This window comes from Ruegeria sp. ABV3_008 (assembly GCF_056161185.1).
This window is the reverse complement of the sequence record NZ_JBSWYP010000003.1, coordinates 296,255-312,721: the sequence shown is the minus strand read 5'-3', so window position 1 is coordinate 312,721 and position 16,467 is coordinate 296,255. Positions and strand designations below refer to the sequence as shown.

Below are 16,467 nucleotides of genomic sequence, written 5' to 3'. Positions count from 1 at the left end.
ATCACCTTCTTATTCTTGGGGAATTTAACAGGGCTTCAATTAGGACAGGTACGCGGATTGGTTTGGTGATATAGTCGTCCATCCCTGCTTCCAGGCACATCTCACGGTCCCCCTGCATTGCGTTCGCGGTCATCGCGATAATGCGAGGACGACTTCCATCCGAATGCGCTTTGTTGATACGGCGAGACGCTTCAAGACCATCCATCTCGGGCATTTGCACATCCATGAAAACGACATCGTATGTTTGCCGGTTGACGCTTTCGACCGCCTCAGCACCGTTGCTGGCCAAATCCGCGCGATAGCCCATCTGCTCGAGCAGTCGGAGTGCAAGTTTCTGGTTCACCAAATTATCCTCAGCCAGCAAAATGCGCAGCGGATGTCGCGTCGCCATATCCGGATCTGTTTGAGGTTTGTCCTGTGTTTTGGACGGCTTTACGCGCACCTTTTCAGTCGCGAACAGTGTGACTAGGGTGTCGAACAAATGGGATTGGCGCAAAGGTTTGGCGAGGTTGGCGGCGAAGAGCCCATCTTCCAGGTCTATATCTCGCGGACCAAGTGAACTGAAAAGGATGAGTGGCAAACCCGGCTTCTTGGCGCGAACCTTTTTCGCAAGCTCTTCTCCATCCATTTCGGGCATATGCATGTCGAGAATGGCCAAATCGAACTCGACGCTTTCTTCTAGTATGCTCAGCGCCTCTGGCGGAGATTCACAGGTCGTGGTCTGCGTGCCCCATTTCTCGGTTTGAAGAGACAGGATTTTACGATTGGTGGCATTGTCGTCCACCATCAAAATTCGCTTCCCTTCGAGTTCAGGCTGAACGCCGACGAGATTGCGTGAAGACGGCTTTACTGGTTTCGCAGGTTTTGCCTGGATCTTGAAAACAAAGGTGGAACCGCTCCCCTCGCCATCGCTTTCAGCCCACATGGTCCCGCCCATGAGTTCCGCAAGACGTTTCGAGATTGCAAGACCCAAACCAGTGCCGCCATATTTCCTAGTCGTTGAACTATCTGCCTGACTGAAAGACTGAAACAATCGACTCATGCCTTTCTTGGACAGGCCAATTCCGGTGTCTCGGACTTTGAACGTCAGTTCGAGCATTCCCTGTACCTTGGCAGATTGTTCAACAGACAGAACCACTTCGCCGCTTTCGGTAAACTTCACTGCGTTGGAAAGAAGGTTTAGTAGAATCTGCCGCAATCTCGTTAGATCGGCGCTAATCGCCAGCGGTAGCGAGTCGTCGAACTCATAGGCCAGATCGAGTTGTTTCTCGGCAGCCTTGCCGCTGATTAAATCGAGCGCGCTTTCTACGCATTCGCGCAGGTCAAACGGATGGTTTTCGATGTCCATTTGTCCGGCCTCAATTTTCGAGAAATCGAGGATCTCGTTGATGATACCTAAAAGCGCATCGCCGCTATCGCGGATCGTATTGGCGTAGTCGCTTTGTTCTGCATCCAACTCCGTGTCCATCAACAGCCCGCTCATCCCGATAACGGCATTCATTGGCGTTCGAATTTCGTGGGACATCGTCGCCAGGAAGGCGCTTTTTGCTTCGTTTGCTTCTTCAGCAACTTTTCGCGCCTCTTCGGCCTCGCGGAATAGACGAACATTCTCGATGGCAATTACCGCCTGGTCTGCAAACGAGTAGGCGAGGTCGATCTCATCTTTGGTAAAGGCGCCAGCTGTTTTCCGAGCGAACACCAACACACCCAGACACGCCTTGCCTTTTATTAGTGGCAGCAACAGGGCCGCGCGAACACCATGACGATCATACGTAATCTGCTCGAACGGCGAGAGTTCGAGCGTATCCCAATCCGGAAGGTGGAGCATCTTCTTCTCATGAAGAACCTGAGCGGGAAAACTGGACATCGGATCCGGGTCGATAGGGAAACTCTGGTTTCCTTCAAGGGTGGCAACACCGTCTGCACTCACCCGCGCGAGCACCTCGAACGTGTTACCTTGAGCGGTCATGACCGCAACCATATCTGAGGAAACCAACCGCACACCGGCTTCTGCGATTGCCTCGAAGACTGGCTTGATGTCGTCAGGAGATTGGCTGATCACCCGCAGAATGTCCGCACTCGCAGTCTGACGTGCCAGGGAAGATTGCGTTTCATTAAACAGGCGAACGTTTTCCAGCGCGATGATGGCCTGATCGGCGAAGGACTCGGCAATGGCGACCTCATCTTCGCTGAAAACTTTGGCAGTTTTTCGGATGAATACCAAGGCACCGAAACATTCTGTCCCGCGCATCAGAGGCACCGTCAGCGAAGACTTGAACCCTTTCCTGCGTATGATCTCCTGATCGCGTGGGGGTAGCTCATCGTATCGCCATTCGGGCAAATGCAAGGTCTTGCCGTTCTTGATTGCCTTGGACGGCAAATTGTCTTCGGGATCAATTGGCAGGCGCTCGGTCCATGTGATTTCTTCGACGCCATCGGGTGTCGCGGCGGCGATTTGCCAAAGTTCAGTCTTGTTCGCCTGAATGGCAATCGACAGGTCGCAATCAATGAGGGTTGTCGCTAGTCCGACAATCTTTTCAAAAACCGGCTTGGTATCTGTTGGGGATTCAGAGATTACTCTTAAGACGTCCGCGCTTGCGGTTTGGCGCGCGAGTGCGGTCTGCGTTTCGTTGAAGAGTTGCGAGTTCTGAATTGCGATTATTGCCTGAGACGCGAAGGTCTCCATTTGCTTGATTTGTTTTTCGTCAAAAGCGGCCGCTGTTCGGCTCCCCATGCTGATAACACCAATTGTGTCACCATCACGGATCAGTGGCACGGAAAGAACAGATCGATAGCCTTCGAGATTGGACTTGAGCAGCGGATCATAATTGGTGTCAGCTTGCGTATCTTCAACATAGTCAGCCCTTCCATGCAAAAGCGCACGTGCTGTGGCTGATGTTTCCCCGGGTTCAAACGGATGCACCTTTAGAAAATCCGCGAATTTGGCCGATACATTGTGTCCGGCAAAATAATGGTACTTTCCATCTTCGGGTGTCTTAAGCGCCACGAAGGCATCCTGTAGGCGGCAAATGCGGGACGAAACGGCCAGCAATGCTTCCAGTACAGGCTCTAGCGCGTCAGGAGACCGGGAAATAACTTCGAGCACTTCGTTTGTGGCTTTTTGATACTCTAACGATTCCTCAACTTCCGCCGTTCGGGCTGTCACCTCGTCGAATAGATGCGCATTTCCAAGTGCAATGACCGCTTGCGAGGCGAATGTTTCAACCAAGGCTATCTGCTTGTCTGAGAACGCCCCAATTTTCGAATGAGCAAGTGAAATCACGCCGAGGGTAACCCCATCCTTTACGAGCGGAACCCCCAAAGATGAACGAAATCCGGCACCCAGTGCTTCTTCTTTCCAAGCATAATCCGGGTCGTGCTCAAAATCTTCAATGTACACCGTTTTGCCTGTTAGCGCGACGCGTCCCGTGGTTGTGCCCTTGTCTGGAACGAACACCTGACGGTTTATGATGTCGTTGTGAGCTGCGGCGGAATTATGGGTCGCAGCAACGTCATAAATTCCGGTTTCTTCGTTTAGAAGTGCGACGTAAGACGCTTCGGGTTTGCAGATGCGAACCGCCACTTGCAAAATAGCTTTGAGAACTGGATCAAGTTCATTTGGCGAGCGTGAGATCACTCCCAGTACTTCTGACGTCGCCGTTTGATAGTCGAGCGCTTCTTCAACTTCCGCGGTGCGTGCCTGCACTTCTTTGAACAACCGGGTGTTGTTTATGGCTATCACAGCCTGGGATGCGAATGTCTCTAACAGGTTGACCTGTTCTTCACTAAACGCCCCGGGCTTCCGGTGGGCCATGACAATAACTCCAACTGTCACGCCGTCACTGACTAAAGGGACGCCGAGGGTGGTGAGGTAATCACCGATCTCCGCCGCCACCTTCCATGTGTAAGTTGGATCCTTACTCGTATCTTTTATGTAAACAGTCTTGCCGTGAAGAGCCGTGCGGCCGATGCACGAGCCTTCCTCTGGAGCAATGGGGTTGTCTGACAAATAGTTAAGAAACGCATCGCTCACGTTGTGGGACATGGCCACACGGTACAACCCATCGTCAGCATCCCGCATTGCGAAGAATGCATACTCTGGGTCGCAGATACGTGAGGAAACTTCCAGGATTGCATCCAGCACACGTGGAAGATCGTTGGGCGAGCGAGAGATGACATCTAAAACCTCTGACGTGGCAGTCTGGTATTCTAGTGACTGCACGACTTCGGCAGTGCGTTCCTCCACTTCCCGGAACAGGTTGGCATTCGTAATGGCGATAGTGGCTTGGTCGGCAAAGGTTTCTAATAACTGAATCTGTTTGGTGGAAAATCCCGAAACCTCGATTGATCCGACCGAAATCACACCTACGACCTCGCCATTCTTAACCAATGGGACCCCGAGCACGGACCGATATTCCCCGACGCCGCTGTCTTTTATCCAAGTATAAGAGGTCTCGGTTTCAATATCTTCGATATAGACAGTGCGTTTCGACAGAATGGCTCGCCCGCTTACACCGCTTTCATCAGGCGAAATAGGATGCGCTCTGACATAATCGGCAAAGGTCGTGTCCTGCGTGAGTATCGCATGAACATGAAAAAGCTGATCGTCGGGGTTCAGCATCGCAACATAGGCATCCTGCAATTCGCAGATGCGAGAAGCTTCTTTGAGGATAGCGTCGAGAACAGGGGCCAACTCATTTGGTGACGCCGAAATCACCCGCAGCACTTCAGATGTAGAGGTCTGGTATTCCAACGCCTGCGTCACTTCCGCCGTGCGATCCTGGACTTCGCGGAACTGGCGGACGTTCTCCATTGCGATCACGGCTTGAGCCGCGAAGGTTTGAACCAGTGCCACGTCGTCGTCTGAGAAAGGTGCAACTTCACGGCGGTATAGGACAATTACACCGAGACCCACGCCATCCTTCATCAACGGAACTGCCAGAACCGAGCGGGCTCCTTCAATCTCAACCATCTGAACCCGTTTCGGGTCACGATCCCGGAAGTACAGGGGATCGTCCGCGATATCGTCCTGGCGAATGACCTCGCCATCGATCATTGGTTTGATCGCAATTAATTCCGTGCGTGTCAGCGGCTCGACAAAGTTTTTGAGCGCTTCGTCAAAGTCGGTTCTTGCGCCGATATTGGCCGGGATCGTTGCGAGCCCGCGTTCATTATCAGCGACACATAAAAACGCGAGCGGGGCTTTGCACAAACGGCTGGAGTTTTCGAGAATGCTTTGGAACACAGGTCTTTCGTCGTCGCGGCTACGGCTGATGACCTCGAGGATTTCTCGCGATGCTTTTTCACGCTCCAGTCGTTCCTGAACCTCTCGAAACTGGCGCGTGTTTTCTATCGCTATGACTGCGTGTTTGGCGAACTCTTCGATGAATTGCACGTCGGGATCAGAAAACGGGCGCACTTCGCGCCGGCTAACCGCAATAGCACCTATCGCCTGTTCCCCCTGCATCAGGGGCACAACGACCCGTGACCTGATGCCTTCGACCTCGACCATTGTAACAGCAGTAGGATCACCCGAGCGGTAGAACTCTGTGTCGGCGATGTCCTCGACGCGTACAACCTTGCAATTTCGTATCGCAGCCGCCGCCGTGACCGACCCATCAAGAGGCCACTCTTCCCCCAATTCGACGTCGGTCCTATCATGCCCCCATGCACCGGCCAATTGAATGTGGGTTCCCGCAGCGTTGACCAAAACCAGCGCCGCCTGATCTGCGTCACAGATTTCAGTGGCCTGCTGAAGCACGGCTTCAAAGACTCGTGCGTCATTGTCCCGGCTTTTGCTGATAACACTTAGAACCTCCTGCGTCGCCGCTTGGCGTTCTAGCTGAGTGTGCAGCTCTTTCATTTGACGTGTGTTATCGAGGGCAATGACGGCTTGCGCGGCAAAGCTCTCGACCAAAGAAATCTCGTCATCGGAAAAGGGTCGCACTTCGCGCCGGTAGATCCCGATGACACCTACGGGGTCACCATTTGCTGACATCAAAGGAACCGTTAGAAACGAACGAACACCTTCCTCATCAACCAGTTGCCGGCGCCAGGGATCCCCGTTGATGTAGTGTTCTGTCTCGCGCAAATCGACGTTGTGAATGACGCGCGCTTCCCGCACGGACTCGGCAATTTGTAAATTTGAGTCCAGAGACCAGCGATCCACGCCGACCTTATATGTCGCCAATTGATCACCAAAATGGGCGGCGTATTCCAAATGCGTTCCTGCCTCATTTAGCAGGCTCAACGTGGCTACATCTGTTTCGCAAAGCCGGGCCGTGTTTTCCAAGATCGTCTTAAATACCGGCGCTTCATCATCCCGAGACCGACTGATCGTCTCCAGAACATCACGCGTGGCACCTTCACGCGCCAGACGCACCTGCAACTCACTAAACTGGCGAACATTTTCAATTGCGATGACCGCTTGCGCGGCGAAAGTTTCAACCAGCTGGACCTGATCGTCGGAATAAGGTCGCACCTCATCCCGTGCCAACATCAGGCATCCGATTGCACTGCCACCCACTTTCAATGGAACAAAGAGATTGCTCCGGCACCCATGCGTGTCGACAATGAGCTTAAAGCGCTCATCGCCCGATTTGTGATAATCGGTGTCGCCCATATCGACAACACGTTTTGTCTTACCGCTGAGAATAGTGTCAGTCACAATGGAGTTGCCTGGCTCCATCGTGTATTTGCCATCGCGCCAGAGCTGCTGAATATCCGGGTGTAAATTGACACTTGCAACCAGTTGCTGACGAGCATCCCCTTCTTGCCCGAGCACCAGACCGGCAAAGAAGGCATCACAGAGATCTTTTGCCAGCGTTACAATCAGGTCGCATACTGGCTGGATGTCGTCCTTGGTCTCAGAGATCGCTTGCATAACCCGCGCGGTGGCTTCGAACCGAGCCTGCTGATCATCCGCGCTGAGCCCAGAGCTTTGCGAAGATGACGACGCTGAGTCAGCAGTCTTTGTTGATGCCTTCTTTCCACCCACCTGCGTTCGTGCCCCCACGCAAACTAATGAAACACACAAGACCGGAGTTTAGAGGGCATACAATAGAAGTCACAGAGTTTCTTTCTGGATCGTATCCGCGACTAAGCAGCCTCTTCTGACTGGTGCATTTTTCTATCCAGTTAAGATAGCTACGATAAAGTGAGCGAAAGATACCAATAGATGGAATAATTTAGTACCCGAGGGGCAGCCGCGGTCCTTTGATTCAAGGCCATTTGCGTTGCCTACTATTTTGGTCGCATCGGAATCGGGTGCGGCTACAGCAAACCTCCTCTGTTATTGAATATCAATTTTTGCAGGCCTTAAGATTCGGGTATCGGCGTTGGTTTATCGACGCCTGAGGGCTCTATTTAGGATCTCCAAAAAGGTAGGAAGGCTTAGGTATGAAGCGGGTCGCCTCGGTATTGGTTGCATTTTTGTTGGCGGGATGCGTTTCAACCGCGCCTCCGCCATCGGCACCCATCCCAAATCCCGGTCTCACAAGTGCCCAGGTCAATTCACAACAGGCACAAGCTAGATTTCAGCAGGTTGCTTCTCGAATTGAGCCCGTTGCTGAAAACGAGTGTCGCCGCCAAACTCGGGGCGTGAATTGCGATTTTTTGATCCGAATTGATCCAAACAAAAATGCGCCCTCAAACGCGTATCAGAGTTTAAGCAAGTCAGGACGCCCTGTCATAACAATGACCCAAGCACTGACGCGAGATGTGAACAATGCCGATGAGCTTGCATTTGTTATGGCGCATGAAGCCGCTCACCACATTCAAGGGCATTTGGCCCAACAGGCCCAAAATGCAGCGGCTGGTGCGGTACTTTTGGCAGGTCTGGCAACAATTGCGGGGACTGGGCCGAATGACATTGCTGCAGCACAAGATCTCGGAGCCTTTGTGGGCAGTCGCAGCTATTCAAAAAACTTTGAATTGGAAGCTGATCGACTAGGCACGGTAATAGCCTACAAAGCTGGCTATGATCCACTCAACGGTGCGCTTTACTTTGCGCGCGTTCCTGATCCCGGTGATCGTTTTCTGGGGACACATCCTCCTAACGCACAAAGATACTATGCGGTGCAGGATACAATGGCTCAGATCAGTCGCTAAACATTTTGAGTTCCGGTCTTCACGGGGCCGCAAAGCCTGATCGCGGCTAAAGAGAGCTTCGAACCCGAGTTAATTCGACGTTCTCTAGGTCGCCCCGCTGACACTCGCTTTGATGCGGCGATGGCCGTGATGCGATCGCGTACAAATGCTGCGCCAGCAATATAAAATCGTGCATTAAAGCGGCTTTTTGCACAAACCGGTCACTCTTGGAACGTCGGGATTTCCCCGCCGAACCCAATTCACTTGGGTTACTGAATAGGCAAATGTCCCCTTTCTTCGTTAGAGCGTCGCATCTTGACTGATCAAGTTGCAGGTATTTATTTAAGTATTTATACGATGTATAATTTAAGGAGAAAAAGAGAACGCCATGCCAAGCGGACACATCATGATGGCCATGAGCCTCGACGGTTTCGTTGCAAGAAAAGACCATTCGCTCGATTGGCTGAATAAACAGCCCGCTGATAACGAAGATCACGGGTTCATCGAGTTTATGAACAGCGTAGATGCTCTTGTTATGGGGACCGGATCACTGCGAACCGTCCTTGGATTTGGTCAATGGCCATATGAGAAACCCGTCGTGGTACTCAGCCGCTCCATGACGAAACAGGACGTACCTGAAAATCTACACGACAAAATTGAGTTCTCCACTGCCAGCCCCGAAGAGATATGGGGAATCTTTCGCGAGCGCGGTTACAACCGCGTATATGTCGATGGCGGTGCGATCATTCGGTCGTTCCTTAAGGCCGGATTTGTACAAGACATGAAGATTACTTTGGTTCCTATTCTACTAGGTGATGGCATTCGCATTTTCGGTGCAACGGATGGCGATATTGATCTTGAACTGATCTCTGCCACACACTTTCCATCGGGTATGGTCGATCTGGTTTACGAAGTGAAAAGCATATGACCAAAGCACCAACTGTCGGGCGACCAAAAAAGTCCAAGGAACGTCTGTCGAAACAGCTTATCCTGCAGACAGCCCTGCCAATTGTTCAAAAGCAGGGAGCCGATGCGCTTTCGTTTCGGTTGCTTGCGGATAAGCTAAAGGTTACGCCGATGGCGGTAACTTACCATTCTGGCAGCAAGCGAAAGCTGCTGGCTGACCTGGTTGAACTGGCCTTTGTAAACACGCTTCAGGCCACTGTTGAAGAAGGAGCCAGCGCAAAAGCGCGTAGCATACTGAGTGCCTACTATCTTCGAGCTTTGCCGAATGCCAACCTACTGCGTGCAGTTCTGGAAGACGTCACGCTCATCAGCAAAGATCTCTTGGACGTCACAGATAAGCTGCGGGCATGCACGCGGGAAATTGACGATGGTGACGAAAACGATGTGCTTTTGCATCTTCTTATCGACTACACACATGGTTTTGTCCTCTCTGCGTCAAGCGGCAAAAACAACCCGTTAACAATCGATGACTTTTTTCGAGGTATTGATTGGGTACTGGCGCGCGCGATCGGCGGTGCGCACGGCCGTTCAAAATGAGGCATTCAATTCTTTGTGATTTTGACCGGTCTCGCTTGAACGCCTACGTTCGCCAAACGTTTGAGGCAGAGCGCCTCGCACAAAGGAGATTTGTGAAAGAGACCCGGGTCTAACACCTGTTCTTGGCGATCCAAATTCAGGAACACCAACATTGACGAGCACAGTCACGCGCGATGCTGAGTGTCCTTTCTGTTTTGCTTTCGTACAATCGAGACTTCCCAATGAATGTCTCAATGCACGAGCAACGTATTTTGCACGAATTCGCCCTTGTCGGGTCCATCCATTCCAAGCCCTTAGAAAACGGAAAAATGGAAGCCGTCATTGTCGACAAGGTTGTACACGCCGTTAGCGACAGTCGTAAAGTCGAAGCCACGCTGCGCCATCTTAGGTGAAACCGCGAGAATGCCGGCGTCGTTGTAGAACCGGCGGGCGATGTCGACGGCGGAAAGCTGCCGCGCGAGTTCGTGGCTGTCAGACGGGTTCCTGCACAAGCGGTCAGCGGGACGTCTATACAGACGCTGCCGAGGTGCTGACCGGTTTTGAGAGCCCAGTTTCAGTCGCTTTGCGGGCACCCGACAAAGGTGCTCAGATGACAGAACCGAGCCAAAAGCGACCCATCCGACATCCGATCTCAAAAGGAGGCTGAAACAAGACTATTTCTGATAATCTTGCAGCCTAAGGTTTCTGATCAACGGCCAGTTCAAGGCAACGAAATGAGGGCCATCATCTAAAAATCTCAGCTATTCGCGCTAGAGAGAAGTACCAGAGCCACTTGCCAAGTCACGACCAAGGCGAGCAAATAAACTATCATTTCAGAAAGCGGCTGGACAACGCTCAGTCCTGTAGGGAGCCTACAATGAAAAAGGGTATGCATCATCAAGATCCTTCATCAGGTTTCTTGGGACTCACGTTCTGGTATCAGTTGGTCGTCCTTGTGTTCTTGACCATAGCGTCGCTAGTCCTCGCCTCCTCTGTGCTGGTTCCCCTGTCTTTTGCCGCTCTCCTGTTCGTTCTTCTCACCGCGACTGCGGATCGCATTGGCAGATTCAATATATTTGGCGGCACCGTCCCGAAGTGGCTTGCCCATTTAGCCGCAATTTCAATCGTGTTGATAGGACTCTCGCTTGTGTTGTCGATACTATCCAGTCAAGCCGGCGAGGTTTCGGAAGCGTTTCCGCGCTATGAGGAACGGTTTTCTAGCATAGTCGCAAAGCTGGTATCACTGGTTGGGCAAGACAACTATGCAGCCGCGATCAAAGCCTTGGAGCAGATCAACCTGGCTGGACTCGCGACAGGAGTGATCGGCTCTGCAGGGGCATTCCTAAGCGCTTTTTTCCCGGTGCTGCTCTACGTGCCATTCATGTTGGTCGAACGTGTTCCAATGCGCGCCAAAATCAAGCTCGCAATCAAAGACAGGGAAGCCGCTGAAAAAGTTCGCCGCGTTCTTGAGAGCACGTCGGACAGCATTCAAAGATATGTTGGCATCAAAACGTTGGTGAGTGCACTAACTGGCTTGGGCAGTTATGCAGTGATGGCATCCGTCGGCCTGGACTTCTCTGAAACCTGGGCGGTTCTTGCGTTTTTGTTGAACTTTATCCCGACAGTCGGTTCCATCGTGGGCGTCGCGCTTCCTTCAATTGTCGCACTGGTACAGTTTGAAGAAGTCGTGCCATTTCTTGTGGTTCTAATTGGTTGTGGCGCTGTTCAATTCTCTGTCGGCAATATCCTGGAGCCAATGCTACTTGGGAAAAGCCTGAATTTGTCGCCATTCATGGTCATTTTGGCGCTCACGTTTTGGACTGCGATCTGGGGCATTGCCGGAGCGTTGATGAGCGTCCCGATCACCGTTTGCATCATGATTGTGCTTTCGAATATCCCATCTACGCAGCCAATCGCGATACTGATGTCCGGTGATGGGAAGATAAACAACACTGACGCAGTGAACAGCTAAGCGCGAGAGACGCTCGCCAAACTGGATGGCGGCTTTTTACCTGACTCTACCGTCGAATGTATGAGACAGCCCCGCACATAGTTCGAAACACCGTGCGAAGTTTGAGTTCAAAGAGAAACCCGAGCTACTTAACGCTTGGGAAAACGAAGTTCAGCGCATTTGGTTTAATTGAAACCTCAAAGCGTTGATCGATCATCGGCTCTCCGTCCAAATTCATATGAAACGGCTGGGACGTTTCCAAAACCATAGACCTCAGACGAGAGCGCTGCACAACACCATCTTTGGGATCAGAGATATCCGGCAGCCTGCCAAAGGGCAGATTTTCTGGCATTAAACGTTCTGCGGAAAGCACGCTTAAATCGAGCAACCCGTCGGACACTTCCGCTTCAGGCGCCACGTCAAAACCGCCACCTGCATAGCGGCTGTTCGCAATCGCGATAGCGGAAATGGAAACGTCGTACGGGTCTTCATCATCAATTGAGATTTTTGCGGGAACGGATTTTGCATCAGATAAACGAGCAAGCCCAAACAGCGTGTACGCGAGTCCCCCCAGTCTTTTCTTCATTTCCTTGGGAGTTGTTGCGGTGATCATCGCTCCAAAACCGCCGCTTGCAACATTCACAAACGGACTGCCGTTTATGTATCCGACATCGATAGGTCGCGCGTCTCCTGATGCAGCAACTCGAACAGATGTTGCCAAGTCCAAACCCTTATCACCATACGACCTTGCGAAATCATTTGCTGTCCCCAAGGGAACAAGACCTAGCGAGACAGGCGACTTTGTTTTCAACTTCAAAACAGCACTCGCGACCGAGTTCAAAGTGCCGTCACCACCGCCCGCGATCACCCTGGTTACCCCATCGCCTACGGCTTCTCGAAGGGTCTTCCTCAAGTCTTTTCCTGACCAAGGAATACACACCCTAATGCCAAGCTCTCTTTCCAATGGGCGGACAGCAGAACGCAGATCGGGTCTTGCTGCGGACTTCCTATTGAGAATTAGCAGGGTACGTTTGGCCATGGTTCCAGCATAAAGCTCTCGCATGTTGGAGCAACTTCTTTAAAATTCTAAAAGCAGAGGCACTCAGGCAATTGAAACCTTATTTGTGCTGGCCAACCCCTAAGTGACGATAGTCAGCTTTCTCCGCATCTCGGAGTATATGAAGCTTAATAGTGAAGATCCTCTTCGGGCAGTGAATAGCTATCCGAAGATCTTCCCTGATACTACGAGCATGCCGCTAACGCGTTCACATCGCCTCTCAAAATCATTGAGAAATTTTGCGTGTAGCAGCCCAAAGAAATTCGCGCCGATTGCCCGAAACAATTCGCGATTCAATCTCGCTCGTGAACTCCCAAGGGAGAAAACAGAGTCATTTTGCGAGATTCACAAACGAACCCATTTCCCTAGTTTTCCATCCGAACAGCCTGAACATAGAAAGATGATTTTGCGCATTTTCTCGAGGCTTCGGGGATCCCAAATGCCTATACAGTGCCGTCATCCCTAGCATCTGAACTCTCGAGCCCAAAAGCTACGCACCCTCAGTTTCCGTGCGCGCATGTAACACCAAACAGTGCCCTGCTCAGAAGGAACACGCGTTTCAAGCGAGGCATGGGAGAATGGATATGTTTGGGAGAACTACTGGAAGCGGCGCTTGAGGCGCATTTGAAGCTTGAGAAGAGGGTGCCGCCAGAGCAGCCGACGACGCAACCTCTGTTCGAGTCCCGGCTTTTTCTCAAAGAACTCCTTCATCATCTCATCAGCTGTCTCGACAACAGAGTAGTATGGATTCACTGATGCAGGAAACGCCTGAGGTCGCGAACCTTGAATCGACGTCTTTGGGTTGCAACCAACAGCGTTGCTACAAGGCCCTGCCGTTTAGGGATAGCTTGGCGAAACTCCATCCTTCTCCATCTTTCTTCATTTACAAATTAAAACATTCATTTTATTGATTGTGTATGGGCGGAAATTCATTTTCTCGACGTACTTTCTTACACAACGCCGCATGTATCGCGGCACTTGGTGTTCAGTCCAAAATCGCTTGGGCAGAGCTACAACTCGGTTCTTCGGCTCGGATTGCAACTATGTCAGACGGGTACCTGTCATTGCCTTCGGAAATGGTCTTCGGCGCCATGCCGAAGGAAGAACTCAGGCAGCTTCTGGACAGCTACAAAGTGGACGCGACCAAGTACGAGCCAGAGTGCAATGTCGCACTTTATCGAGATGGTCAAAACACGGTGCTGTTCGATGTGGGAGCCGGGCCCGATTTCATGTCAACATCTGGCAAGCTTCTGGAATCTCTTGAAACTATCAACCTGTCGCCCGAAGACATATCGCACGTGATCTTCACCCATGCGCACCCGGATCACATCTGGGGCGTTTTGGATGATTTCGATGACCTTCTTTTCCCCAACGCCACGCATCACTTTGGCCGCGATGAGTGGGATTATTGGTGGAACCCCTCAACGGTGGATACCATTGGAGAAGATCGCGCTGCGTTCGCTGTAGGCGCGAAGCGGCGTATGGCGGCAATTGAGGATCAGGTCGCGTTTTTTGACGACGGACAAGAGATTCTTCCCGGTGTTGCAGCACGCGCAACCTTTGGACACACGCCCGGCCACATGGCGTTTGAAATTCGCAGCGGTGGTGAATCCGTGATGGTTGTCGGCGACGCGTTGGGAAATCCACACGTAGCTTTTGAACGCCCCGACTGGCACAGCGGCACGGATCAGGATCCACAGGCGGCCGCAGCAGCTCGGAACTCACTGCTGGATCAGATTTCCCACGAGCAAATGAAAATGATTGGGTTCCACCTGCCAAATGGTGGGATCGGCCGGGTCGAGAAGACTGGCTCTGCTTATAAGTTCATTGGAGAACCATGATGATGCGATCGCTGGCGATTGTCTTGACCCTGGCCACACCAGCTTGGGCAAGTGAGGATATTGCAGACCAATATCCGAAAAGTGTGCTGTATTCCAAACCGGTCGAGTACATCCCCGGCGTCTATTCCGCCATAGGCGCAACCGCACCGCCGACCTACGAAAACTCTGGTCACAACAACAACCTCAGCTTCATAGTTACCGGGGAGGGCGTGGTCGTCATAAACGGCGGCGCGGCTTACGTGCTTGCCGAAGCGCTTCACCAGGAAATTCAGGCGATCACGGATCAGCCGGTTAAGCTTGTCTTCAACGAGAATGGTCAGGGGCATGCGATGCTTGGCAACGCCTACTGGTCAGACCTCGGCGTTCCAATCATCGCCCATTCGGATGCTGCGGCTGAATTCGAGGAATACGGCCCTCAGATACTTGAAGGGATGCAACGGTACAATCAGGACAAGGCAGAAAGAACCTTCCTGGCTGGCCCAACCGAGACATTCGAGGATGAATACATGGTTGAAATGGGTGATTTCAGGATTGAGGCCAAATATCTCGGGCCGGCCCATAGTCCCGGCGATATCTCGATTTGGCTGCCGAACCAAAGCCTTGTCATCGCGGGTGACATGGCGTTTCACGAGCGCATGCTGCCGATCTTTCAAGAGACCTACACGGCGGATTGGCTTGAGACTTGGGACAACGAGTTCGAAGCTTTGGGAGCCACATATGTCATCCCCGGCCACGGTCATCCGACAAACATGGATCAGGTGCGCCGCTATACACGCGACTACCTGATCTATCTGCGCGGCAAGATCCAAGAGCATATGGATGCTGGCGGCGATCTGGCTGAGGCTTACTATGTCGATCAGTCACCATATGCCCATTTGGACACGTTTGAGGAACTGGCGACAAAAAATGCCGGGCGCGTATTTGAGCAGATGGAATTCGAATGACTCAGGACGTTTGAGGAACTGGCGTTCGCCTCAATAACCTATGCGTGCCGATCGCTCCAACCCACATGAAGAAAACGGCAAGCCATGCCGTCAATGACAGGGCGGACCCTCCGGAAAGCCCTGCTCCCACGGCGCAACCTCCGGCCAGCATCGCTCCAAACCCCATGAGGACAGCTCCAGCAAGGTAGCGCTCCATCGGAGTATCAGGGCCAAAACGTTCGATCTTCCACTCCCCTGCAGTTAAGGCCGCGCCTGCGGCACCAATTGCTACGCCTGGAACGAGGCCGATACCGAAGGACAATACGACGTTTTGCTTCGCGACCAACGCCATCAGTGTATCCGTGGCCGGTCCGGTAAATGTTATGGACGACACGGGCACGACGTCAAAAGATGCTTGCGCGATCGCAAAGGTCATCATCCAGCCAAGCGCCACAGCCACGCCAACGCCTGCGGCTGTTATGATTCTGACAGGCACGACTCTCCGGTGGAATGCGAATGCAATTGCCGACACCAATCCCAACGCTGCAACGGCTGTATAAGCCACTGGCGAATAACCAAGTATTTCCGAAAGATCTCTCGAGGCGCCTCCTGAGACAGTCCAGATCCCGGAAAGCAATTCGCGGGCGGGACTAAGAACGCCCGTGTAAGCAGCCTGAGCCACCAAGGTTAAAACCAATCCTGTAATCAGCGCGCGCAGATTACCGCAGGAGGCCAATACCAATAGGCGAGATGCACACCCACGCGCAAGAACCATGCCAACGCCGAACATCGCCCCGCCAATTATTGCGCCGCTAAGGCTGCCCGTCGACGCGATCGCGCGTGTCTCAGAAAGGTTTAACCACTCAAACGCGACAAACGCCTGTACTAAGGTGAGCGCAGCGGTGAAGGCGATCAGCCAAACCGCCAGGCGGGGACCAAGCTCGCCTTCGGCGACTTCGATGGTCGACGCTCGCAAACAAAAGTGAGACTTCTGAGCTGTCACGCCGAACAAGATACCGACAATCGCACCGGCAAATGCCAAAGCGCCAGGGTCTCCCAACAAATCGATGAGCCTTTCCATCAAAAGAAACTCTCACTTCGTTGCTTGCGCGTCCATGTCCTCGG

At 52.4% G+C, this 16,467-nt stretch carries 9 protein-coding genes; 6 read left to right on the top strand and 3 right to left on the bottom strand.

Annotated features, from left to right (window positions below; translation table 11 throughout):
• Position 1: 1 nt before the first annotated feature.
• Complete coding sequence (locus ACXAH8_RS08100; RefSeq protein ID WP_475217434.1) at positions 2-6,883, bottom strand: GAF domain-containing protein; 6,882 nt, start codon at positions 6,881-6,883, stop codon at positions 2-4.
• Between the two features lie 515 nt (positions 6,884-7,398).
• Between ACXAH8_RS08100 and ACXAH8_RS08095 the strand changes: the two genes are divergently transcribed.
• The 4 genes from ACXAH8_RS08095 to ACXAH8_RS08080 all read left to right on the top strand — a co-directional run bounded on the left by ACXAH8_RS08095 (position 7,399) and on the right by ACXAH8_RS08080 (position 11,542).
• Positions 7,399-8,109 carry a M48 family metalloprotease gene (locus tag ACXAH8_RS08095; protein WP_475217432.1) on the top strand — a complete coding sequence of 237 codons (711 nt, stop codon included), beginning with the start codon at positions 7,399-7,401 and terminating at the stop codon, positions 8,107-8,109.
• A gap of 367 nt (positions 8,110-8,476) precedes the next feature.
• A complete protein-coding gene (locus tag ACXAH8_RS08090) occupies positions 8,477-9,016 on the top strand; it encodes a dihydrofolate reductase family protein (protein WP_475217430.1) in 540 nt (179 codons plus the stop codon).
• Entirely contained in the window at positions 9,013-9,591 is a 579-nt protein-coding gene (locus ACXAH8_RS08085) for a TetR/AcrR family transcriptional regulator (RefSeq protein WP_475217427.1), read from the top strand. The genes ACXAH8_RS08090 and ACXAH8_RS08085 overlap by 4 nt, the downstream gene beginning before the upstream one ends.
• Before the next feature lie 856 nt (positions 9,592-10,447).
• A complete protein-coding gene (locus ACXAH8_RS08080; protein ID WP_475217425.1) occupies positions 10,448-11,542 on the top strand; it encodes an AI-2E family transporter in 1,095 nt (364 codons plus the stop codon).
• A gap of 124 nt (positions 11,543-11,666) precedes the next feature.
• Here the strand turns inward: ACXAH8_RS08080 and ACXAH8_RS08075 are convergent, their stop codons facing one another.
• Entirely contained in the window at positions 11,667-12,560 is an 894-nt protein-coding gene (locus tag ACXAH8_RS08075; protein ID WP_475217423.1) for a YegS/Rv2252/BmrU family lipid kinase, read from the bottom strand.
• 1,061 nt (positions 12,561-13,621) lie between these two features.
• On the opposite strand from ACXAH8_RS08075, the gene ACXAH8_RS08070 reads away from it, so the two are divergent.
• Positions 13,622-14,419 carry an MBL fold metallo-hydrolase gene (locus ACXAH8_RS08070; RefSeq protein WP_475217421.1) on the top strand — a complete coding sequence of 266 codons (798 nt, stop codon included), beginning with the start codon at positions 13,622-13,624 and terminating at the stop codon, positions 14,417-14,419.
• Positions 14,419-15,363: an MBL fold metallo-hydrolase gene (locus ACXAH8_RS08065; RefSeq protein ID WP_475217419.1), complete on the top strand. Its 945-nt coding sequence runs from the start codon at positions 14,419-14,421 to the stop codon at positions 15,361-15,363. The genes ACXAH8_RS08070 and ACXAH8_RS08065 overlap by 1 nt, the downstream gene beginning before the upstream one ends.
• Position 15,364: 1 nt before the next feature.
• On the opposite strand, the gene ACXAH8_RS08060 is transcribed toward ACXAH8_RS08065, so the two are convergent.
• Complete coding sequence (locus tag ACXAH8_RS08060; protein ID WP_475217417.1) at positions 15,365-16,423, bottom strand: YeeE/YedE family protein; 1,059 nt, start codon at positions 16,421-16,423, stop codon at positions 15,365-15,367.
• Positions 16,424-16,467: the final 44 nt, after the last annotated feature.